Below are 19649 nucleotides of genomic sequence, written 5' to 3'. Positions count from 1 at the left end.
AAAAAAGGCATTGGCCGCCCATTGCGGTGAAGCGACAGTCGATCAATATGGCGAAAAGGGCAAGGGCGCCCCGGAGCTCAGCATGTTTCTCGACGTCGTCGATCTCAGGGACTTCTATTCGAGCGACCTTGGCCACGTCATCCGGCCCATCCTTACGGATCATTTCAGGAAGATCTGGCCGAGCGTCACCGGCGACCGGCTGGCCGGCCTCGGCTTCGCGACGCCCTATCTTGCCCCGTTCCGCGACGAGGCCGATCGTACGCTGGCGCTGATGCCGGCGGCTCAGGGGGCGGTCAACTGGCCCGCCGGTGGCCCGTCCGCCTCGGCACTGGTCTGCGACGACATGCTGCCGTTGCCGGACTCCTCGATCGACCGGCTGCTGATCGTCCACGCCCTGGAGATGGCCAACGATCCGGCTGAACTGCTGAAGGAGGCTTGGCGCGTGCTGTCACCGGGCGGCCGAATACTGGCCCTCGTGCCCAACCGGCGCGGCCTCTGGGCGCGCGTCGACACCTCGCCCTTCGGCTATGGCCGGCCTTTCTCGCGTGGTCAGATCACCAAGCTCCTGCGGGAAACATCCTTCTCGCCCACCGCCTGGGACGAGGCGCTCTACGTGATGCCGGTGCCGCGCCGCCACTTCATGCATGCCAGCGCCCGCTGGGAAGCGATCGGCGCTCGCCTGTGGCCGGCCTTTGCCGGCGTCATTCTCGTGGAGGCGGCCAAGCATCTTCACCAGGGCGTACCAGTGATCCGCCGCGTCCGCTCGCCTGCGATCCGACCGGTCCTTTTGCCCTCGCCGGCCGGCCTGCCGAGCCCGCACCGCACCGGCCCCACCAGTTGAAGCGTGTTAGCGGCCGTTGCGCGACAACAGGAACACCGCCTGCGCCCCGAGAATATTCCAGACGATCCACGGCAGGCTGAACGGCAGGCGTTTGCCGGCCCCGTCGAGAACGACCGCCTGATCGACATGGGCGCCGACATCTTCCGCCAGTTCGACGAAATCGCGGATGGTGCAGAAATGGATGTTGGGCGTGTCGTACCACGAGTAGGGCAGACGCTTGCTCACCGGCATCCGGCCAAGGAACATCAAGCGGAAGCGAACGTCGAGATGCCCGAAGTTGGGCAGCGACACGACGACGCGGCGACCGATGCGCAGCATCTCGTCGAGCACGCGGCGGGCGTTGCGCGTCGCCTGGATGGTGTGGCTCAGCACCACGTAATCGAAGGACTGATCCGGATACTGCACGAGGTCGCTATCGGCATCGCCCTGGATCACCGACAGACCGCGCCCCACGGCGGCATTGACGCCTTCCTGGCTGATCTCGATACCCCGCGCATCGACGCCGCGGGTCCGTTCCAGAAGTTCGAGCAAAGCGCCGTCGCCGCAGCCAATGTCGAGCACCCGCGAGCCGGGTTCGATCAGATCGGCGATCAGCTTGAGGTCGATGCGAACGTCGGATGCAAGATCGGCGAGGTCGGTCATCGAATGCTCTCCGCCGCCGGTCCGGCAATGCCGCGCGCCCGCGCCGCGCCGGTCAGGAAGCCACGCACGATGCGAAACTGTTCGGGAATATCGAGCAGAAAGCTGTCATGGCCACGATCGCTGTCGATCTCCACAAAGCTGACCGGCGCGCCGGCGGCATTGAGGGCATGCACCACAGCCCGGCTCTCCGGGGTCGGATAGAGCCAGTCGGACGTAAAGGAGAGCACGCAGAAGCGCGTCTTCGTTCCCTTGAAAACATTGGCGAGCACGCCGCCATGGTCCGCGGCAAGGTCGAAATAATCAGTGGCACGGGTGACGTAGAGATAGGAATTGGCGTCGAACCGATCGACGAAGGTCATGCCTTGATGGCGAAGGTAGCTTTCAATCTGGAAATCGGCATCGAAACCGAAGGCGACCGCCTCACGATCCTGCAGGTTACGACCAAACTTCTGATGCAGAGAACGGTCGGACATATAGGTGATGTGGGCCGCCATACGCGCCACGGCGAGGCCCTTCTTCGGGTTACGACCGGCCTCGAGATAGCGGCCGCCGCACCAGTCGGGATCGGCCATGACCGCTTGCCGCCCCACCTCGTGGAAAGCGATGTTCTGCGAGGAATGACGATAACTGGAGGCGATCGCCACCGCCGAGAAGACGCGCTCGGGATAGCTCGCCGTCCATTGCAGCGCCTGCATACCGCCCATCGAGCCACCCACCACTGCGAACAGTTGGTCGATACCGAGAGCGGTGACCAGCATGGCCTGCGCCCGGACCATGTCGGCGATGGTGACCACCGGAAGATCGAGGCCATAGGGCTGGCCGGTCTCCGGATTGGTACTGGCCGGCCCTGTGGTGCCGAGGCAGCCGCCCAGCACATTGGAACAGATGACGAAGAAACGATCAGTGTCGATCGGCTTGCCGGGGCCTACCATCAGCGTCCACCACCCCGGCTTTCCGGTGACCGGATTGGTGCTGGCAACATGTTGGTCGCCAGTCAGCGCATGGCAGATCAGGATGGCATTGGAATGATCGGCGTTGAGTTCGCCATAAGTCTGATAGGCGATCTGCCAGGGAGCGATCGCCGGACCGGCATCGAGTGTCAGCGGCGCATCCGTACCGAAACGCATGACGAGGCTCGAAGGATTGTCGGCCTCGTTGCGGCGCAGGCTCGTCTGCGCATCGGTCTCGGTAAGTGTCGCGTCCAGCATCGTCTCTTCAGCATCCGGGCAGCTTTCGGACGACATGCGCCATGCCTGTCGCCCCGAAGGTGGTTAGCTATCGGAACGAGGACGCCAAATGTCAAGAAAATCGGCACTCCGACCATCGAGTGCCCGACGGAACGATCGTTCAAGGCGCGCCTTGGCGGATGGCGCGAACCAGATCGCGCGCCGCGACTTTGGCGGTCTGCTGATCGTCGGCGCCAAGCGGGCCACATTCCCGTTCGAAATTGTCGCGATCCTCCGTGGGAATCGGCCTGTCGCCGAGCGCGGCGACGACGATACGGAGGGCACAGGCCCTAACGGGGTCAACCTTGAAAGCGCCATAGCAGCCGTCGGCGAGACAGAAGGCAAAGTTTCTGAGAGAGGGAAGGCTGCCGGAAAGGGCTTTCGGCCATTGCGGCGCCAGCGCTGTCTGCTGGCCAGGGCAGGCAGCGTCGTTCGAGGTGGCACAATTGGCGAGAAGATCGGCATAGGCCGGGACACCGTCGGCGGCAAAGGCCGACAGGTTGCCCGAGAGGAGCAGGAAAACAAGGGCCGACAGCAGCGTACGCATGGAAACGCTCCGGGGTGTCGCATCGATCTCGCAAATAACTCAACCGCGCAACGCGATTATTTGCCGGAGACCCCTGCCCCCGCAAGCCCGACCATCTGCCTGACCTCCGCTTGTGTCAGGCCCGCCGCGCGCAGGGTCGAAAGGCCCGCCGCGCCCTTCGATTTCGACAGCTTGCGGCCGTCGATATCGATGATCAGCCGGTGGTGATGGTAGCGCGGCACCGGCAGGCCGAGCAGCGTCTGCAACAGGCGATGCACGGCAGTGGCGAAATAGAGGTCGCGACCGCGCACGACATCGGTCACCCCTTGCAGCGCGTCGTCGACGACGACGGCGAGATGGTAGGCGGCCGGCGCGAACTTGCCGGCGAGCACGACGTCGCCCCAGGCAGAGGGGTCGGCGACGATCGTCTCATGCGGCCCAACGAAGCGGTCGCCGAATTCCTGCCAGGAAAGTGATCCGGCGAGCCGGACAGCCTTGCGCATGTCGAGCCGCAGCGCATAGGGCCGGCCGGCGGCGGCAAGGGCATCCGCCTCGCCGACAGGCCGGTCGCGGTCGATCGACGGATAGAGCGGCGCGCCATCCGGATCGCGCGGCCATGGCCGGCCACTCCGCGTCTCCTCGGCGACGATGGCAGCGGCGATCTCTGTCCGGCTCAGGAAGGAACGATAGATGAGCCCACGTTCGACGAGGCTGTGGAGAGCTGCGGCATAATCTTCCGCATGTTCGGATTGGCGGCGCACCGGCCTCTCGTAAACGACGCCGAGCCAATCGAGATCATTGAGAATGGCGCGCTCGTGCTCTGGCCGGGCACGAGTCATATCGACGTCCTCGATGCGGACGAGCATGCGGCCGTTGGTCTCGGCCGCCATGTCGGCATTGATCAGCACTGACAAGGCATGGCCGAGGTGCAGCGGACCGTTGGGAGATGGTGCAAAACGGAAGACGGGAACAGTCATTCTCAAGTGGCTGGCTGGCCGGCGCTGCTGCCGGCTTCTGGCAGGCTGGACAGTATACGTTCGAGATGTTGAAGTCTCGCGCGGAAGGGAACCCTCGATGCGCCTCATTCTCACCGAAGCCGACATGGCCGAGGGCCTCGACTACCTCGAGCGAGTCGATCCGCGCCTTGTGCCGGTCAGAGCCGCGGCGGGCCCGGTCGACATTCGCTACCGCCCGCCGGGGTTCGAAGGCATCGCCCGCATCGTCGTGGCGCAGCAGCTTTCCGTGTCCAGCGCCGACGCCATCTGGTCACGCTTCGAGACCCTCCTCGGCGCGGCGACAGCCGAAAGCTATCTCCGCCAAAGCGAGGATGCCCTGCGCGCATCGGGTCTATCGCGCGGCAAGGTCAGGACGCTCCAGGCCCTTGCCGAAGCCGAAGCCGCCGGCCTCGACCTGGAAGGCCTCGCCGCCGAACCGCAGGAGGCGGCAACCGAGAAACTGACGGCGATCCACGGCATCGGTCGATGGACGGCGGAAATCTTCCTGCTGTTCTGCGCCCGCAATGCCGATGTACTGCCGGCCGGCGACCTGGCGCTACAAGTGGCCGCCGCCGAAGCATTGTCGTTGGAGGGGCGCCCAAGCGAAAAGGAATTGCGGGCGATATCAGAGCTTTGGTCACCTTGGCGCGGCGTTGCGGCGAAATTGCTTTGGGCCTATTACAAGACAATGCGGCAGGGCAGGAACGTCCTCCCGGTCTGAACCGATCCCGGAAGGAGCTTTCCATGGCCGATATCGATGGTCCGCGTATTGAACCGGCAAATGGCAAAGCCGATGCTCTTGTCGTCCTGCTGCACGGCTACGGCGCCAATGGCGAAGACCTCTACGACATCGCCGAAAGCTGGGCACCCTTTCTGCCGGACGTCGCCTTCGTCTCTCCCAACGCGCCAGACGCCTGCCCTATGGCGCCGGGTGGCCGCCAATGGTTTCCGCTGACCATGCGTGACGACACCGAGCGCTGGACGGGCGTCGTTGCCGCCGGCCCGGCTCTCGACCGCTTCCTCGACGCCGAACTGGAACGCTGGAGCGTTGCGCCGGATCGCCTCGTGCTGGTCGGCTTCAGCCAGGGCACGATGATGGCGCTGCATGTCGGCCTCAGGCGCAAGATCGCACCGGCATTGATCGTCGGCTATTCAGGCTACCTCGCGGGCGCCGAACATCTTGGCGAGATCTCGGCCAAGCCGAAAGTGCTGCTCGTTCACGGCACCGCCGATCAAGTCCTGCCGGTCGAAAGCAGCCGCGTTGCCGCCGCCGCGCTCACAGCCGCCGGGCTGCCGGTGTCGCTGCATCTTTCTCCCGGCCTTGGCCACGGCATCGACCGCATGGGACTTGTCCTCGGCCTCAGAACCATCGCCGAAGCACTCGGCGTCGACCTTCCCAATGCCGCTCACTGACAGTGCGCCTTGACGGTCGCCGCCCAATGACGGATTGAGCGCCTCGTCCATCTACGCGAATATGCGGAGAATGGTTCGTTAGGCCATCGCCTGTGAACCCATGTTCACCGGCGCCACTCTATCTATTTGGTAAGACGCAATTCCTGACGCAAAACCGCGATCACCTTTTGCTGGAATTGTCCTAGGAGGCAGCATGGTTCGGCTCAATCGCATCTACACCCGCACCGGTGACGACGGATCGAGCGGTCTCTCCACCGGAGAGCGTCGGCCGAAGGATGATGTTCGCTTCGAAGCGATCGGCAATGTCGATGAGACCAACGCGGCGGTCGGCGTTGCTCGCCTGCACATTTCCGAATATCCCGATCTCGACCTGATGCTGAGTGCCATCCAGAACGATCTGTTCGATCTCGGGGCCGATCTCGCAACACCGGAGGCCGAAGAGCCACCGGCATTCGAGCCGCTGCGGATTCTGCCCATCCAGGTCGAGCGGCTGGAAAAGGAAATCGACTATCTCAACCGAGGCCTTGCGCCGCTCACCAGCTTCGTGCTGCCGGGCGGCAGCACCGCCGCTGCCCAACTGCATGTGGCACGCACAGTTTGCCGGCGGGCGGAGCGAACGGCGGTGACGCTTGCCCGTACGGCGGGCGAGCAGGTCAACCCCGAGGCGGTACGCTATCTCAACCGCCTGTCCGACTTCCTGTTCGTGGCAAGCCGCTGGGCGAACGACCTCGGCGGCCGTGACGTGCTGTGGGTGCCCGGCCAGAACCGGGAGTGAGCAGGAAAAGCAAGCATGCCGGAGGCGCGGAAAACGCCAGGTATTCCGCCGGCTTCGACAAATGAAGAGCTGGACTTCAGGCGATTTTCTCCTCGGCGGATGCCCCCGGCAGCGCCCGCGCCACGGCAGTGCGAATTTCTGCCAGCGTGAACGGCTTGGACACGACGTCGCTGACCAGGGCGTCGAGCCCGAAAGCACGCTCCCGCTGGTCGGCGAAGCCAGTCATCAGCAGGATGGCGAGGTTAGGGAAGTCGCGGGCGACGGCGAGCGCCAGGCCGATGCCGTCCAACACCGGCATCATGATATCGGACAGCAACAGGTCGAAGTTGCCCTGCCGCGCGGTGAGGATCTCCAGCGCGATGCCACCGTCCTCGGCCTCGATGATCTCATGTCCGTCAAGTTCCAGCGCCCTCTTCACAAAGGCCCGGACCGACTCGTCGTCCTCAGTCAGCAGAATGCGCGCCATGGCTGCCCCCGGGCACTCCCGTTGGAATCGAAACAAATTCTATATAATTGTTACACAACTGGCCAGCGCGTGCCAGATCAAGGCTTCAGCCCGTGACGACACCGACGAAGGGCAACTGTCGATAGGCGTGGGCAGCGTCCATGCCATAGCCGACCACGAAAACATCGGCGCAGGAGAAGCCGACGATATCGGCCTCGATCTCCGCCTTGCGCTTGCCCGGCTTGTCGAGCAGCACGGCCACCTTGACCTCTTTCGCCCCCCGATCCTGGGTGAGGCGCCGAGCAAAGGCCAGCGTCCGGCCCGACTCCAGGATATCGTCGATGATCAGCACCGAGCGACCGGCGACGTCGGTGTCGATGTCACGGATAATCTTGACGATGCCGGAAGACGTGGTGTTGGTGCCGTAGCTCGACAGCATCATGAACTCCACCTGCGGCTCAAGGCCCTCGCGATGCAACGCACGCAGGAGATCAGCGGCGAACATGAAGCTGCCCTTGAGGATGGCGATCACCATCAGATCGTCGGGGCGGTCGGCGGCGATCTGCTTGGCAATTTCGTTGACGCGCGCAGCGATCGTCTCTTCCGAAAATAGCACGTCGATGGTTCTGCCCGTCATTCCGATCTCCTGAGGTCGCGACGGTCGATGAGCCCTGATCCACCGCGGACCGACAAGGGCGCGCATCCGGAACCGTCGCAAAGCCCCGGTCGCTTTCGGGCGGAGCTATATTACGGCTGATGCTGGTCTGTAAACCGGACTTCCACGGTCACCGACGCTTCGGGAGGGGCGAGCAGCCGCGTCTTGAAATGGACTTTGCCCGTCTGATCGATGTTGAGCTGCGGCAGAGTGTAGTTCCAGGCGTAGACATCGCGACCAGTCGATGACTTCAGCGTAACGCGAACCGCCGGCAAACTCTTGGATTCGCCGTCGAGGTTGACGATATCACCGTCGACCACCAACACCGGCGTCGAGCCGTCCATTTCCTGATGGGCCGCAACATTCTGGAAGTCGAGGCCGCGCAGATTAACCTTGAGGCCAATCAGTTCGTAGATGCCGGCGAAATCGGGGAAAGTCGCGACAATCTTTTGGCGCCCGGTCACCGCCACCACGCAGAACAACACCAGGAAGCTGACCAACAGCGCCGAAGCGACCGGTGTCGACAGGTGTCGGTCGAGCATGACGAAGGTCGAAGAGCCCCGTCGCGCCGTCTTGCCGCGCGTCTTGCGACGGCCACTGTCGAAGCCAGCCGGCGGCGCATCGATCGTGGGAGAAACATCGTCAGCTACCGGAAGCGATATCTCGCCGCCCTCGGCTTTCTCGATCTCTTCTACGATCGGCCCGGTTGCGAACAGGTCGTCGATGGCCGACTGATCATTGTCGCTTTCTGTGATCTCGGAAGCCGCCTCATCGAGCGCTTCGTCATCCTCCGGGCCCGACGAGAACAGATCGTCGATGGCCGACTGGTCGTTTTCGCCGCTCTCCACGACTGAAACCGCGTCCTCATCGAAGCCGCTCTTGGGGCCATCACCGGCAATGGCGCTGCGCCATTCATCTTCACTGGGCTCAGGGCCGGCACTTGGCGAGCGGGCAGTCGGAGGCGCGGCGATCGGTGCCTCGGGATAATCGCTGGGCGTGGCGTGCCACACGGAGCCACAACGGGCGCAACGCACCTTGCGGCCGGTGACGCCGAGCGTGCCGTCGGCAACTTGGTACCCCGTCTCGCAGGCGGGGCAGACAATTCTCATCTTCGGCCCCCGATTGGCCGCCGGCCGGGCTTCCCTGAGAGAGGGTGGCGACGCATCTCCCGCACCGCCGCTGCGGCTTTTCCAAGGGATGGCGGCAACATGCTTAATGAAACGTTAAGGACAAGGACTGCAACATCAATTATGAGCTCTGGGGACAACGACAAGAAGCCTCAAAGCAGGTTCATCCTGGCGGGAGCCGCATGATCGAGGCAAGCGAAGCGGAAGCCAAGGGCTGGATGCCCGTCGGCGACTGAGGAAGAAAAAATGAGGCGCGACCGGTGATCAGGTTTGAAAATGTCGGTCTCCGCTACGGAACGGGGCGGGAGGTGCTGAGCGATCTCACCTTCTCGATCACCCCCCATTCGTTCCAGTTTCTGACCGGCCCCTCCGGCGCCGGCAAGACGACGCTCATCCGGCTGCTGTTCCTCAACCTCAAGCCAACGCGTGGTCTCATCTCCATCTTCGGCAAGGACACGGCTCTTCTGAGACGCGCCGACATGCCGGCCCTGCGCCGCCGCATCGGCGTCGTCTTCCAGGATTTCCGCCTGCTCGACCATCTGACCACCTACGAGAATGTAGCCCTGCCTTACCGCGTGCTGGGCAAGGACGAGGCAAGCTATCGTGCCGACGTCGCCGACCTCTTAGACTGGGTCGGCCTCGGCGACCGCAAGCACGTCTACCCGCCCGTGCTGTCCGGCGGTGAAAAGCAGCGGGCGGCCATTGCCCGCGCTCTGATCACCAAGCCGGAGTTCCTTCTCGCCGACGAACCGACCGGCAACGTCGATCCGCCACTCGCCCGTCGCTTGCTGCGTCTTTTTCTGGAGCTCAATCGCCTCGGTACCGCCGTGCTCATCGCCACCCACGACATCAGCCTGATGGACCAGCTCGACGCGCGACGCATGGTCATTGAAGGCGGCCATCTCGAGATTTACGAATGAAGATGGCGGTCCCCAAGCGCAGGAGAGCCGTCATCGCGTCCAAGGCCAGACCGAGCGCCGACGCGGCCGGCACCTCGCCGATCGTGCCACCGCAAGCCATCGCCGGCCGCACGCTGGTGCTGGTCATCGCCATCATGACCTTCCTCGCCGGCTTTACCATCGCCGTCGTCTCGGTGATTGACCGCGCCGCCAACGCCTGGGCTTCCGACATCGGCCGCGAGGTGACCATCGAGGTCAGGCCACTCGATGGCGTCGTTATCGAAGCCGAAATGGAAAAGGCCGTGGCACTCGCCCAGGAATTCCCAGGCGTCGGGGCAGCTCGCAGTCTCACTGATGCCGAGACGCAGCGGCTCCTCGAGCCGTGGCTCGGCCCTGGCACCGATCTCTCCGCCCTGCCTGTGCCCCGTCTGGTCGTGGTTTCGATCGATGATGCCTCCACCTTCGACGTCAAGGCGCTCGCCGACGCGGTGGGCCGGCAGATCAGAGGCGGCAGCGTCGATGACCACGCACTCTGGGTCGACCGCCTGTCGGCCATGGCGTCATCCATGGTGCTCGCCGGAATCGGCCTGATGACGCTGATGCTCGTCGCCCTGGTGCTCTCGGTGGTGTTCGCGACCCGCGCCGCCATGGCGGGGAACCGCGACGTCATCGAGGTTCTGCACTTCTGCGGGGCCGAGGACAGCTTCATCGCCGGGCAATTCCAACGCCGCTTCCTATTGTTCGGTGTCGAAGGCGGAGCCATCGGCGGCGCGCTGGCGCTTCTTGCCATGGCAATCGCCGCCTGGGCGATCGGCGGCTCGACCGGTCGTCCCGGCGCCGACCAGCTCGAAGCTTTGTTCGGCCGCTTCGAGCTACCGGGAACCGCCTACAGCCTCGTGCTGACGCTGGTCGTGGCGGTGGCCCTGTTGACGGCGTTGACTTCGCGCCTTGCCGTGCGCCGGTCACTGTCGGCACTCGACTGACAAGCGGCATGCAAGAACGCGGGATTTGTCAATCGTCGGCCGATTTTCTACAATGACGCCATGATGGAATCGTCCGCTCCCACGAGAGAGACGGCCGACGGGCCTCAGCAAGCCTTCGGCGAGCGGACCCGCGCACGCCGATCGATAGGCGTCATCATTGCCGCCGCCTTGCTGATCGGCAGCGGCTTCTTCTTCGGCGGCTTTTTCCGTTTCGTCGATACCATCGTCACTTATCAAACGCCGTCGCCGCTGGCAGCCGACGGCATTGTCGTGCTGACCGGGGGCGCCGAGCGCATCACCGGCGCCATCGAACTGATGACCGCCGGCAAGGCGCGGCGTCTTCTGATCTCAGGCGTCCACCCCGACACCTCGGCGACGCGACTGGCCCGCATGGTCGAAGCGGAACCGGACATGATGGCCTGCTGCGTCGATCTCGACCGCCGCGCCGCCAACACCATCGGCAATGCCCTCGAAACGGCAAAATGGGCGCGGCGCAACGGCTTCCTGTCGCTGATCGTCGTCACATCCGCCTACCACATGCCGCGCTCCATGCTGGAGCTGTCGCATGCCATGCCGGATATCCGCCTCATCCCTTATCCTGTAACCCGACCCGGCCTGACGCTCGTCAACTGGTCGGAGGATCGAAACGTGATCCTGCTTCTCCTGCAAGAATACCTGAAGTATACGGCAACACGCCTTCGCCTGTCGCTCGGCGGTGTCGACGGTCTCGCCGAACTCATCGGCGGGGCTTTTGGTTGACGCATCCGTCCGAAAAGGCCGCTCACCCTGGAAGACGATCCATGCTGATCCGCTCCTACCTTTACAGCCTCGCCTTCTTCTCGGTGACCGCCGTCATGGCCGTTCTCGGCGCCCCCTTCGCGCTCGGCGGCCACCGTGGCGTGATGATCGTCGTGAAAGCTTGGACCTCTTCGCTGATCGGCCTGCACAGGCTCATCACCGGCACGCGCCACGAGTACCGTCATCTTGAGCGCATCCCGCCAGGTGGTTTCATCCTGGCATCCAAGCATCAGTCGACCTTCGAGACGTTGGCGCTGGTGCCATTGCTCGCCGATCCCGCCTTCATCCTGAAACGGGAGCTGACTTGGATCCCCGTGTTCGGCTGGTGGCTGAAACTTGCCGGCAACATTGCCATCGATCGCGGCAGCCCAACCACCGCCTTGCGAAAGGTGATCGAGGGCACCCGCGCCGCCGTCGCCGCGGGACGCCAGGTGATCATCTTTCCGGAGGGAACGCGCGCCGAAGCCGGTGCCCGACCCGACTACAAGCAAGGCATCGCCCAGATCTACAGGTCGCTCGACGTGCCGGTGCTGCCGGTCGCCCACAACGCCGGCACCGTCTGGCCGCGCAAGGCGCGCGTGCATCGGCGCGGCACCATCGTCGTGGAGTTCCTGGAGCCGATCCCACCCGGCCTCAAGCCGCGCGACATGTTTCAAAAGTTGGAGAGCGATATCGAGGCGGCCTGCGATCGGTTGCTACTCGAAGCCGCGACACGGGGAGATGACCTGCCGGTGACGGCGCGCACGCGCGTTGACGAGCTTAGGGCACCTCAAACATCAACCTGAGGAGCCGTTGCCTCCTTCCGCAAGCGCCGCGACAACCCTTTCAAGGGCCAGGTCGCGGATGCCCATATCCTGCAAGCGCTTGACCGTTGCCGTGACGTAGTCGGCATTGGGCCCCATCTCGCCGGTGCTTTGACGGATAATGGCGAGCGTCTCCTCGAAGTCGAGGCCGCCGGCATATTGCTCGTGCCCTTGATTGGCGACGTAGACCAAGGCTCCAACCGTCTCGCCACTGGCCAGCCGCGCTGGCCGGACGACCTCGTGATAGACCATGGAAATCTGCTCGCGCGCCCTGAGGTAGGCGATCACCGCGTCGCGGTCCGCCTCGGCAACCTCGAAGGCGACGCCATGACAGGAACCGCCGCGATCGAGGCCGAACACCAGGCCCGGATTTTCCGGCGTCCCACGATAGTGCGTCGAGCGAATGCAGAGAGCACGACGAACGCCATGCATGCGTGCCTGCACCGCCCTCAGGTATGGAAAACCGGGGTTCCACATCAGCGAGCCGTAGCCGAACACCCAGATGCTCGCGTCCATCCTTCCGCTCCGTCCTGTTAGCATCAAAATGCGTAGCATTTCGAAGGACGAATGCAACGCTTGGCGAAGACGATTCCATCTTTCGCCACATTGCTCTAGTGGATGGAAGGTGAACAGTGCGTCCACGGGGGCGCCTGTGTCTTGCGGGAGAAGCGCCATGACGCGGACGATACGATGGGGCCTCTGGACGATCGTCGCGGTCGCTCTCTTGTGGACTGGCGTATGGTTCGGCGCCCGCTGGTGGCTCGGCAACACCATTCACAGCTCTATCGCCGATCTCTCGGCGAGGAATGGGGTCATCATCGACTGCGCCGAGGAAAAAATCGCGGGCTGGCCCTTTCAGCTAACCGTCAATTGCAACGGTGGCCTGGTCGTCGCCTTTTCCGACGGCGGCAAATTTGCGACCGCTGGCGCGCATGGCGAAGCGTCTGTCTTCGACCCTCACCGACTCGATTTCCGCTTTGATGGAGCGACCTCCTACACGGCCCCCGACAGTCGGCGGCTCGACCTCGCCGCCAGCGAACTCGCCGCCAGCGTCGGATTTGCCGATGGCCTCGCCAATCGACTCGCCCTCAGAACCGTCGACCTCTCGGCAACCGGACCGCTCGCCGGCGGCACCGAAGGCAAGTTGACGATAGGGCGCGGCGAGCTTTTGCTGGCGCGCGCCGCCGAACGGCCTGAAGACGCCGATATCGCCGCCACGATCGACAACCTAGGTATTGCCGTCGGCTCAACGTCGCTGACACCGGTTCCGGTTCGCCTGACTCTGGCTGCCACTCTCGCTGAAGCCGACATGGCCACGGCCGGTCCCACGGCGCTCGCCGGCTGGAAGGCAGCGGGCGGCAAACTGACCCTGCATCGGCTCGCCGCCGAACTCGGCGGCGCCTCGCTGACGCTGACGGGCGAAGGCACGGTCTCGGAGACCGGCCTGGTGGAAGCCGAGGGGAAGATAACCGGCCGCGACCTCAACGCACTGACGCTGGCCGCGGCGGCTGGCGGCAGGAGCCTTACCCCGGAGGTCGCCGGCCTCGTCATGGCTTTCGTCTTGATGGGCTCGGCCGCCGACGACGGCGGTCGCTCCATCGGGCTCAAGGTCGCTGACGGCGTCGTCTCGGCCAATGGCCGAAAGATCGCCCGGATCGCGCCGCTATTCTGACGCGGGCTTCGGCGGCGCTTTATGGGAGCGGCCGAAATCCGCCCCCGGCTCGTCCTGACCCAGTGTTAGAATGCCGCGGCGGATGGCACGCGTCCGGCTGAACAGATCATAGAGTCGGTCGCCCTCGCCCCAGCGAATCTGCCGCTGCAACGCGAACAGATCCTCCTGAAAGCGACCGAGCACCTCCAGTACCGCGTCCTTGTTGTGCAGGAACACGTCGCGCCACATGGTGGGATCGGAGGCGGCGATGCGGGTGAAGTCACGAAAGCCGCCGGCCGAGAATTTCATCACTTCCGACTCGGTGACCTTCTCAAGATCGGCAGCGGTGCCGACAATGTTGTAGGCGATCAGATGCGGTAGATGACTGGTGATGGCCAGCACCAGATCGTGCCGCTCGGCGCTCATGCACTCAACGTTGGCGCCCATGCCGGCCCAGAAGGCGACGAGCCGGTCGAGTGCCTTGGGATCGGTGCTCTCTTCGGGGCAAACGATCGACCAGCGATTGACGAACAGCTCGGCAAAGCCGGCGTCGGGGCCGGAGTATTCGGTGCCGGCCACCGGGTGAGCCGGAATGAAATGAACGTTGTCCGGCAGGTGCGGTTTCATCTGCCGGACGACCGAGCCCTTCACGGAACCGACGTCGGAGACGATGGCACCAGGCTTCAGACGCGACGCGATCGCCTGGGCCACTCCCTCGGCGGCACCGACCGGCACACAGGCGATCACCAGGTCGGCGCCCGCCACGGCGTCGCTGGCAGCAGCGTGGTAGCTGTCGCCGAGCGACAGCTCCTCGGCGCGTTTCAGGATGACCGGCGACAGGTCGGAGATGGCGATTTCATCCACGAGACCGTTGAGACGGGCCGCCCGGGCGATCGACGAACCGATCAAGCCGATGCCGATGATGGCGAGGCGAGGAAACAGGGTATCGCTCATGCCGATGCCTTCATGAAAATCGTCAGGACCTCGACGAGGCAGCGACAGGCTTCTTCAGAGCCCACGGTCACCCGCAGAGCGTTGGGCAGCCCGTAGCCCCCCACCTTGCGCACCACGACGCCTTCGGCGAGCAGAGCCTTGTCGGCGGCATCGGCCGTCTTCCCAGTCTCAGGAAAATGAACCAGCAGAAAGTTGGCGACCGAGGGGGTTACCGTCAGGCCGAGCGTGCCGAGTTCGGCGGACAGCCAGGCGCTCCAGCGAAGGTTATGCTCGACCGCCGCCTCGACGAAGGCGCGGTCGCGCATGGCGGTGGCACCGGCGGTGATGGCCGCCGCGTTGAGATTGAACGGTCCGCGCACCCGCTCCAGCACGTCCACGATGGCCTTGGGGCCGTAGAGCCAGCCGATGCGAAGCGCCGCGAGCCCGTGGATCTTCGAGAAGGTGCGCGTCATCACCACATTGTCGGCCGACGCGACCAGCTCGACACCACTCTCATAATCGTTGCGGCGGACATATTCGGCATAGGCGGCGTCGAGCACCAGAAGCACGTTGCCCGGCAACCCGGCATGCAGCCGCCGCACCTCGGACATGGGAATGTAGGTGCCGGTGGGGTTGTTCGGATTGGCGAGGAACACCATGCGCGTCCGCGGCGTCACGGCGGCGAGAATGGCATCGACGTCGGTGGTGTAGGCGGTCTCGTTCGCCACCACCGGCGTCGCGCCGGCGGCAAGGATGGAAATGCGATAAACTAGGAAGCCGTGCTCGGAATAAATCGCCTCGTCACCGGGCGACAGATAGCACTCGGCGAGCAGATGCAGCAGTTCGTCCGAGCCGTTGCCGCAGATGACGCGGTCAACGTTGAGGCCGTGGGTCTCGGCGATGGACTGTCGGAGCTCGGTCGACGAGCCGTCGGGATAGAGTTCCAGCTTGCTCGCCACCCGCCCATAGGCTTCCACAGCCTTCGGGCTCGGCCCTAGCGGCGTCTCGTTGGAAGACAGCTTGTAGAGCTTCTTACCCACAGCCGCCTTCGACCCGCCGGGAACATAGAGGTCGATGTCGAGGATGCCACTGCGAGGAACAGGCGCGAGAAATGTATCGGACATGAGAGAACGCCTCGAAAATACCGGCGCCCGTCATACGGCACGCATCACGGCCGCGCAAAGGAAAAGCGGGATGGGCTTGGAGGTTGGGGCATTGAGATGGCTGTCGTGGGATGCGCGGCGGGAAATTCTACTGGTGCGAGTCGGATGGCGACGCCTGCGAGAACCGGAGCGGGCTAAGCCAGGTGGCCACCTCAGTAGAATTTCTCTCAGCCGAGGAGCCAGGCCCAGAAGGTGGTGGTCACCACGCCGACGGCGGTGGTGATGGTGATCGACGACGAGGCGAGGCCGTGGCCGACACCGAAGCGATTAGCGATCAGCCAGGCGTTGATGCCGGTCGGCACCGACGACGTCAGCACCAGCGCCGCCGTCCAGGTCGCATCAAGGCCGAGCAGGCGGCTCGCCGCGTAGACGGAGGCCGGCAGCAGGAACAGCTTGAACGCCGAAGTGACGAGCGCCGGTCCGATACCGTCGGAAATGCCGTATTTCATCAGCGCCATGCCAAGCGAGATCAGGGCCGCCGAGCCGGCGATATCGCCAATGTCGTTCACCACCGTGCCAATGACGCCGGTCAGCGGCAGATCGGATATTCGCCACAGCGAGCCGAGCACCAAGCCGACCACCAGCGGATTGCGCACAAGGTTGCGGCCAACCTGTTTGAGGATAGCGGAGATCGGCTGGGCCGGCCGGCCGCTCGTCTGCCGTTCGGCTTGCTCCATCAGCACGGTGCCGGCAATCATCATCACCGGCAGGTGGGCACAGAGCAGGATCGACAGCGCCACCACACCGTCATCACCAACGATGCGTTGAACGAGCGGCAGGCCGATGAACAGGTTGTTGGCAAAGGCGGAGCTGACGCCGGCCAGCACGCCGATGCGAGCATCCCGGCCGAACAGGCGAGTCACCGCCAAGTGGCCGGCCGTCCAGGTGACGGCAACCCCCGCAAAATAAGCCACCCAGATCGTCCAGGGCGAGCTGCCTTCGACATGCGCCACCGCCACCGTCTTGAACAGCAGCGTCGGCATGGCAATGGTGAAGACAAAGTCGGAAAGAGCATCCCCGACCTCCGCCTTCATCACACCGAAGCGGACGAGGAGGTAGCCAATCAGGATCAGCAGAAAGATGGGCAGGACGTCGAGAGCAATGGCGATCACGGGCGGCAACCGACGCTGAAGCCGAGGAAGAGCCGGCGGCCATGGCGGCACGTCGGAGATCGGCGGGGAAATTAGACTTTCTGCCTACTCTGCCTGTCGCGTGTCTCGCAAGGCCGAAGCAATGCGGATCGGTTCGCTTGCCTCGGGAGAACAGCGGTGACAAACTCCGGTCCATGCTCGGGAAGATAGCCATGTTGAGAAGCCTCGCCGCCGCCGTCGTGCTGGTCGGCCTCACTTTGCCCGCTGCCGCCTTCGAACTATCTTTCACCTGGGGGGCGACGCCGGCCTGCGACAGCGGCCGTCCGTCCGTGGTGGCAAGCCCCGAATTTCACCTTGCCAACGTGCCGCCCGGCACGCGCGTCATTGTCTTCGAGATGATCGATCTCAACGCGCCCGACTTCCACCATGGCGGCGGTACGGTTTCCTATGCCGGCGATGGTCTGGTACAAGCCGGCGCTTTCCGCTATCTCGGCCCTTGTCCACCGGCCGGCCCGCACCGCTACATGTGGACGGCGACCGCCAGGGATCGCGGCACGACATTCGGACGGACGCTCGACACAGCGTCGGCGACCCGCTCCTTCCCCAACTGACCGAGGCGAGACATGACCACGCAAACCACCGAAGCGCGTATCGACGCGCTTGAGGAGAAGATCGCCTTTCAGGACCAGGTGATCGAGGATCTCAATGCCGCGGTCACCGACCAGTGGAGGGAGATCGACACGTTGAAACGTCTCGTGACCAATCTCCTTGATGAGGTCAAGGAGATGGAGCTGGCGGCGCGGGCACCGGCGGGTCGCGAACCACCGCCGCCGCATTATTGACCGGAACGGACGCCGCCTTCAGGCGGCGCGCATTTCGTGCATGAGCCGATCAACTTCGGCTTGCAGAACTTTGGTATCGCCAAGCATCTGGCGAGCCTGCGCGGCCACTTCATGCGACTTCGAGTCGGACGCCTCGGCGTTTTCCATCAGCCGGGTCATGTCGGTCGCAAGACTGCCAACAGCGGTAAGCGTCGATGAAATCGCACGGGTGATCTCGGAGACGGCGGCGTTCTGCTGATCCAGCGTCGAAGCGATCGAAGAGGCAACCTCGTTGACGCGCTCGATCGATTGCTCGACGGTGCCTGTGGCCTGCACCGCCTCGCCGGTTGCCGACTGGATGACCCCGATGCGCCGGGAGATTTCGTCGGTGGCCTTGGAGGTTTGAGCGGCGAGCTGCTTTACTTCCGATGCCACCACCGCAAATCCTTTGCCGGCCTCGCCCGCGCGTGCCGCCTCTATGGTGGCGTTGAGGGCCAAAAGGTTGGTCTGGTCGGCGATTTCCTGGATCAAGGCCACCACCTTGCCAATCTCGCCCGACGCCTCGTCGAGGCCACGGATCACTTCGGTGGCACGGGCTGTCTCGCGCACGGCGCCACTCGAAATTTCAGCGGCCTTGTCGACCTGAGCAACGATCTCGGAAATCGATGCCGACAGCTCCTCGGCGGCGCTCGACACCGCCTGCACATTGTCCTTTGCCAATCTGCCGGCCTCGGCCGAGGCCTCCGCTTGGCGACGGGTGTGGTTCGACACGGCGAGCAGGTCGGAGGCGACCCGTTCGAAACCTGTCGCGGTGCTCTCGATGCCGGCCGAAGTCTCGCGGAACGACCGATCGAAACCGTCGGCAAGCCCGGTCAGCGCATCGCGCCGTGCCTTTTCCATGGCGGCGGCCCGCGCCGCCTCGGCATCCGCCTCAGCGGCGATGCGTTCGCGTTGCAGATCGCGGAAGCGGGAAACGGCGCGGCCGATCAGCCCGATCTCGTCCTTGCGGGTCGCTCCGGAAATCTCGGCGTCGAGGTCGCCGCCCTGGAGGCGGTCCATCGAACGGGTCAGGCGGGACAGCGGCCCGGTAATGCCGCGCGCCACGACAAACGACAAAGCACCGAGCATGACCAGAGAGACAAGGGTGATCAGGCCGATCCGGCGGGTGCTCGCGGCAAGCGACGCCTCGATATCGGAGACGTGAAAACCGGTGCCAAGCATCCAGTTCCAGCCCTCGACGTTGGCAGCATAGGCGAGCTTCAGCGATGGCTCCTTGGTGCCGGGCTTTACCCACATGTATTCGTAGTTACCACCGCCCGCCTTGGCGATCGCCAGCATGTCGCGGACCAACAGCTTTCCGTTGGTATCCTTCATATCGATGAGGCTCTTACCCTCGAGTTCCGGCTTGGCCGGCAAGAGAATGTTCAGGCCGTCGGCATCGTAGATGAAGAAGTAATTCTTGTCGGGACCGAAGCGAACCGGCCTCAACACCGCCTTGGCAGCATCCTGAGCCTCAGCCACGCTCATCTCGCCTTTGGCGGCGCGATCGCGGAAGCCCTCGATCATCGATCGAGCCGTCTCGACCTGATCTTGAAGCTCAAGCTTTTTCTGGTCCATCAGCTCCGAACGAAGATCGGCATAGCCCAGATAACCAATTGTCCCGAGCGCGGCAATCGCCAGCAGGACGATGGCGGCGATCTTGGCGGATACGGAGTGGATGCTGAACATTGTCACTTGCCTCAGCGGTATTTTCCCGCAGACCGGGATAATTTCCATTTAGGCTTCGGCCGTTAACTTTGGCTTACTCAACCTGTTCGCATAGTGAAATTATTGACAAAAAATCAGTTAAGCCGCCCTTTTTG

The 19649-nt window shown here is 64.1% G+C and carries 23 protein-coding genes; 11 read left to right on the top strand and 12 right to left on the bottom strand.

Annotation, left to right across the window (positions count from 1 at the left end; genetic code table 11):
- The first annotated feature begins 82 nt into the window (after nucleotides 1-82).
- Nucleotides 83-841: a methyltransferase domain-containing protein gene (locus AB6N07_RS03875; RefSeq protein ID WP_370676495.1), complete on the top strand. Its 759-nt coding sequence runs from the start codon at nucleotides 83-85 to the stop codon at nucleotides 839-841.
- A 6-nt stretch (nucleotides 842-847) separates the two neighbouring features.
- Here the strand turns inward: AB6N07_RS03875 and metW are convergent, their stop codons facing one another.
- The 4 genes from metW to gluQRS form a co-directional block, all read right to left on the bottom strand.
- Complete coding sequence (gene metW, locus AB6N07_RS03870; protein ID WP_370676494.1) at nucleotides 848-1483, bottom strand: methionine biosynthesis protein MetW; 636 nt, start codon at nucleotides 1481-1483, stop codon at nucleotides 848-850.
- Nucleotides 1480-2691 (bottom strand): homoserine O-acetyltransferase, encoded by a 1212-nt coding sequence (locus AB6N07_RS03865; RefSeq protein ID WP_370678189.1) that lies wholly within the window; start codon nucleotides 2689-2691, stop codon nucleotides 1480-1482. The genes metW and AB6N07_RS03865 overlap by 4 nt, the downstream gene beginning before the upstream one ends.
- A gap of 139 nt (nucleotides 2692-2830) precedes the next feature.
- A complete protein-coding gene (locus AB6N07_RS03860) occupies nucleotides 2831-3256 on the bottom strand; it encodes a hypothetical protein (protein ID WP_370676493.1) in 426 nt (141 codons plus the stop codon).
- A 56-nt stretch (nucleotides 3257-3312) separates the two neighbouring features.
- A complete protein-coding gene (gluQRS, locus tag AB6N07_RS03855; RefSeq protein ID WP_370676492.1) occupies nucleotides 3313-4212 on the bottom strand; it encodes a tRNA glutamyl-Q(34) synthetase GluQRS in 900 nt (299 codons plus the stop codon).
- A gap of 97 nt (nucleotides 4213-4309) precedes the next feature.
- Here gluQRS and AB6N07_RS03850 point away from each other — a divergent pair, with 97 nt between their 5' ends.
- From AB6N07_RS03850 to AB6N07_RS03840, 3 genes are all read left to right on the top strand, one after another.
- A complete protein-coding gene (locus AB6N07_RS03850) occupies nucleotides 4310-4951 on the top strand; it encodes a DNA-3-methyladenine glycosylase (RefSeq protein ID WP_370676491.1) in 642 nt (213 codons plus the stop codon).
- Nucleotides 4952-4974: 23 nt separating this feature from the next.
- Nucleotides 4975-5643 (top strand): alpha/beta hydrolase, encoded by a 669-nt coding sequence (locus AB6N07_RS03845; protein ID WP_370676490.1) that lies wholly within the window; start codon nucleotides 4975-4977, stop codon nucleotides 5641-5643.
- A 193-nt stretch (nucleotides 5644-5836) separates the two neighbouring features.
- Entirely contained in the window at nucleotides 5837-6418 is a 582-nt protein-coding gene (locus AB6N07_RS03840; protein ID WP_370676489.1) for a cob(I)yrinic acid a,c-diamide adenosyltransferase, read from the top strand.
- Between the two features lie 76 nt (nucleotides 6419-6494).
- On the opposite strand, the gene AB6N07_RS03835 is transcribed toward AB6N07_RS03840, so the two are convergent.
- From AB6N07_RS03835 to AB6N07_RS03825, 3 genes are all read right to left on the bottom strand, one after another.
- Nucleotides 6495-6884, bottom strand: a complete 390-nt coding sequence (locus AB6N07_RS03835; RefSeq protein ID WP_370676488.1) for a response regulator — start codon at nucleotides 6882-6884, stop codon at nucleotides 6495-6497.
- Between the two features lie 85 nt (nucleotides 6885-6969).
- Nucleotides 6970-7506 carry a hypoxanthine phosphoribosyltransferase gene (hpt, locus tag AB6N07_RS03830; RefSeq protein WP_370678188.1) on the bottom strand — a complete coding sequence of 179 codons (537 nt, stop codon included), beginning with the start codon at nucleotides 7504-7506 and terminating at the stop codon, nucleotides 6970-6972.
- 104 nt (nucleotides 7507-7610) lie between these two features.
- On the bottom strand, nucleotides 7611-8627 hold the full coding sequence (locus tag AB6N07_RS03825) for a zinc-ribbon domain-containing protein (RefSeq protein ID WP_370676487.1): 1017 nt from the start codon (nucleotides 8625-8627) through the stop codon (nucleotides 7611-7613).
- 278 nt (nucleotides 8628-8905) lie between these two features.
- Here AB6N07_RS03825 and ftsE point away from each other — a divergent pair, with 278 nt between their 5' ends.
- Genes ftsE through AB6N07_RS03805 form a run of 4 tightly spaced genes read left to right on the top strand, consistent with a single transcriptional unit; the run spans nucleotide 8906 to nucleotide 12110 of the window.
- On the top strand, nucleotides 8906-9565 hold the full coding sequence (gene ftsE, locus AB6N07_RS03820) for a cell division ATP-binding protein FtsE (RefSeq protein WP_370676486.1): 660 nt from the start codon (nucleotides 8906-8908) through the stop codon (nucleotides 9563-9565).
- The gene (locus AB6N07_RS03815) at nucleotides 9562-10527 is read left to right on the top strand and encodes a cell division protein FtsX (RefSeq protein ID WP_370676485.1); all 966 of its coding nucleotides are present in this window, start codon (nucleotides 9562-9564) and stop codon (nucleotides 10525-10527) included. Before ftsE ends, AB6N07_RS03815 begins: the two co-directional genes overlap by 4 nt.
- 60 nt (nucleotides 10528-10587) lie before the next feature.
- Nucleotides 10588-11286, top strand: coding sequence for a YdcF family protein (locus AB6N07_RS03810; RefSeq protein ID WP_370676484.1), 699 nt, complete (start codon nucleotides 10588-10590; stop codon nucleotides 11284-11286).
- Between the two features lie 41 nt (nucleotides 11287-11327).
- Nucleotides 11328-12110: a lysophospholipid acyltransferase family protein gene (locus AB6N07_RS03805; RefSeq protein ID WP_370676483.1), complete on the top strand. Its 783-nt coding sequence runs from the start codon at nucleotides 11328-11330 to the stop codon at nucleotides 12108-12110.
- Here the strand turns inward: AB6N07_RS03805 and AB6N07_RS03800 are convergent.
- Complete coding sequence (locus AB6N07_RS03800) at nucleotides 12102-12644, bottom strand: gamma-glutamylcyclotransferase (protein WP_370676482.1); 543 nt, start codon at nucleotides 12642-12644, stop codon at nucleotides 12102-12104. The two genes, AB6N07_RS03805 and AB6N07_RS03800, sit on opposite strands and share 9 nt — an antisense overlap.
- A gap of 157 nt (nucleotides 12645-12801) precedes the next feature.
- Between AB6N07_RS03800 and AB6N07_RS03795 the strand changes: the two genes are divergently transcribed.
- On the top strand, nucleotides 12802-13800 hold the full coding sequence (locus AB6N07_RS03795) for a DUF2125 domain-containing protein (protein WP_370676481.1): 999 nt from the start codon (nucleotides 12802-12804) through the stop codon (nucleotides 13798-13800).
- Here AB6N07_RS03795 and AB6N07_RS03790 read toward each other — a convergent pair.
- From AB6N07_RS03790 to AB6N07_RS03780, 3 genes are all read right to left on the bottom strand, one after another.
- Nucleotides 13792-14733 carry a prephenate/arogenate dehydrogenase family protein gene (locus AB6N07_RS03790; RefSeq protein ID WP_370676480.1) on the bottom strand — a complete coding sequence of 314 codons (942 nt, stop codon included), beginning with the start codon at nucleotides 14731-14733 and terminating at the stop codon, nucleotides 13792-13794. The genes AB6N07_RS03795 and AB6N07_RS03790 overlap by 9 nt on opposite strands.
- Nucleotides 14730-15836, bottom strand: coding sequence for a histidinol-phosphate transaminase (hisC, locus tag AB6N07_RS03785; RefSeq protein ID WP_370676479.1), 1107 nt, complete (start codon nucleotides 15834-15836; stop codon nucleotides 14730-14732). Before hisC ends, AB6N07_RS03790 begins: the two co-directional genes overlap by 4 nt.
- 206 nt (nucleotides 15837-16042) lie before the next feature.
- A complete protein-coding gene (locus AB6N07_RS03780) occupies nucleotides 16043-16987 on the bottom strand; it encodes an AEC family transporter (protein WP_370676478.1) in 945 nt (314 codons plus the stop codon).
- 191 nt (nucleotides 16988-17178) lie between these two features.
- On the opposite strand from AB6N07_RS03780, the gene AB6N07_RS03775 reads away from it, so the two are divergent.
- Complete coding sequence (locus tag AB6N07_RS03775) at nucleotides 17179-17577, top strand: phospholipid-binding protein (RefSeq protein ID WP_370676477.1); 399 nt, start codon at nucleotides 17179-17181, stop codon at nucleotides 17575-17577.
- 12 nt (nucleotides 17578-17589) lie between these two features.
- Nucleotides 17590-17808 carry a SlyX family protein gene (locus tag AB6N07_RS03770; protein WP_370676476.1) on the top strand — a complete coding sequence of 73 codons (219 nt, stop codon included), beginning with the start codon at nucleotides 17590-17592 and terminating at the stop codon, nucleotides 17806-17808.
- Between the two features lie 18 nt (nucleotides 17809-17826).
- On the opposite strand, the gene AB6N07_RS03765 is transcribed toward AB6N07_RS03770, so the two are convergent.
- On the bottom strand, nucleotides 17827-19515 hold the full coding sequence (locus tag AB6N07_RS03765) for a methyl-accepting chemotaxis protein (protein WP_370676475.1): 1689 nt from the start codon (nucleotides 19513-19515) through the stop codon (nucleotides 17827-17829).
- Nucleotides 19516-19649 lie beyond the last annotated feature (134 nt).

Source organism: Pleomorphomonas sp. PLEO (assembly GCF_041320595.1).
Classification (GTDB): domain Bacteria; phylum Pseudomonadota; class Alphaproteobacteria; order Rhizobiales; family Pleomorphomonadaceae; genus Pleomorphomonas.
The sequence above is the reverse complement of the archived record's forward strand: the minus strand, read 5'-3'. Positions and strand labels throughout refer to the sequence as shown.

Excerpts from the sequence above, each read along its gene's own strand:
- AB6N07_RS03875 (WP_370676495.1), top strand. The coding sequence starts at position 83 with ATGTTTCTCGACGTCGTCGATCTCAGGGACTTCTATTCGAGCGACCTT.
- metW (WP_370676494.1), bottom strand. The coding sequence starts at position 1,483 with ATGACCGACCTCGCCGATCTTGCATCCGACGTTCGCATCGACCTCAAG.
- AB6N07_RS03865 (WP_370678189.1), bottom strand. The coding sequence starts at position 2,691 with ATGCTGGACGCGACACTTACCGAGACCGATGCGCAGACGAGCCTGCGC.
- AB6N07_RS03860 (WP_370676493.1), bottom strand. The coding sequence starts at position 3,256 with ATGCGTACGCTGCTGTCGGCCCTTGTTTTCCTGCTCCTCTCGGGCAAC.
- gluQRS (WP_370676492.1), bottom strand. The coding sequence starts at position 4,212 with ATGACTGTTCCCGTCTTCCGTTTTGCACCATCTCCCAACGGTCCGCTG.
- AB6N07_RS03850 (WP_370676491.1), top strand. The coding sequence starts at position 4,310 with ATGCGCCTCATTCTCACCGAAGCCGACATGGCCGAGGGCCTCGACTAC.
- AB6N07_RS03845 (WP_370676490.1), top strand. The coding sequence starts at position 4,975 with ATGGCCGATATCGATGGTCCGCGTATTGAACCGGCAAATGGCAAAGCC.
- AB6N07_RS03840 (WP_370676489.1), top strand. The coding sequence starts at position 5,837 with ATGGTTCGGCTCAATCGCATCTACACCCGCACCGGTGACGACGGATCG.
- AB6N07_RS03835 (WP_370676488.1), bottom strand. The coding sequence starts at position 6,884 with ATGGCGCGCATTCTGCTGACTGAGGACGACGAGTCGGTCCGGGCCTTT.
- AB6N07_RS03825 (WP_370676487.1), bottom strand. The coding sequence starts at position 8,627 with ATGAGAATTGTCTGCCCCGCCTGCGAGACGGGGTACCAAGTTGCCGAC.
- AB6N07_RS03815 (WP_370676485.1), top strand. The coding sequence starts at position 9,562 with ATGAAGATGGCGGTCCCCAAGCGCAGGAGAGCCGTCATCGCGTCCAAG.
- AB6N07_RS03810 (WP_370676484.1), top strand. The coding sequence starts at position 10,588 with ATGATGGAATCGTCCGCTCCCACGAGAGAGACGGCCGACGGGCCTCAG.
- AB6N07_RS03805 (WP_370676483.1), top strand. The coding sequence starts at position 11,328 with ATGCTGATCCGCTCCTACCTTTACAGCCTCGCCTTCTTCTCGGTGACC.
- AB6N07_RS03800 (WP_370676482.1), bottom strand. The coding sequence starts at position 12,644 with ATGGACGCGAGCATCTGGGTGTTCGGCTACGGCTCGCTGATGTGGAAC.
- AB6N07_RS03795 (WP_370676481.1), top strand. The coding sequence starts at position 12,802 with ATGACGCGGACGATACGATGGGGCCTCTGGACGATCGTCGCGGTCGCT.
- AB6N07_RS03790 (WP_370676480.1), bottom strand. The coding sequence starts at position 14,733 with ATGAGCGATACCCTGTTTCCTCGCCTCGCCATCATCGGCATCGGCTTG.
- hisC (WP_370676479.1), bottom strand. The coding sequence starts at position 15,836 with ATGTCCGATACATTTCTCGCGCCTGTTCCTCGCAGTGGCATCCTCGAC.
- AB6N07_RS03775 (WP_370676477.1), top strand. The coding sequence starts at position 17,179 with ATGTTGAGAAGCCTCGCCGCCGCCGTCGTGCTGGTCGGCCTCACTTTG.
- AB6N07_RS03770 (WP_370676476.1), top strand. The coding sequence starts at position 17,590 with ATGACCACGCAAACCACCGAAGCGCGTATCGACGCGCTTGAGGAGAAG.
- AB6N07_RS03765 (WP_370676475.1), bottom strand. The coding sequence starts at position 19,515 with ATGTTCAGCATCCACTCCGTATCCGCCAAGATCGCCGCCATCGTCCTG.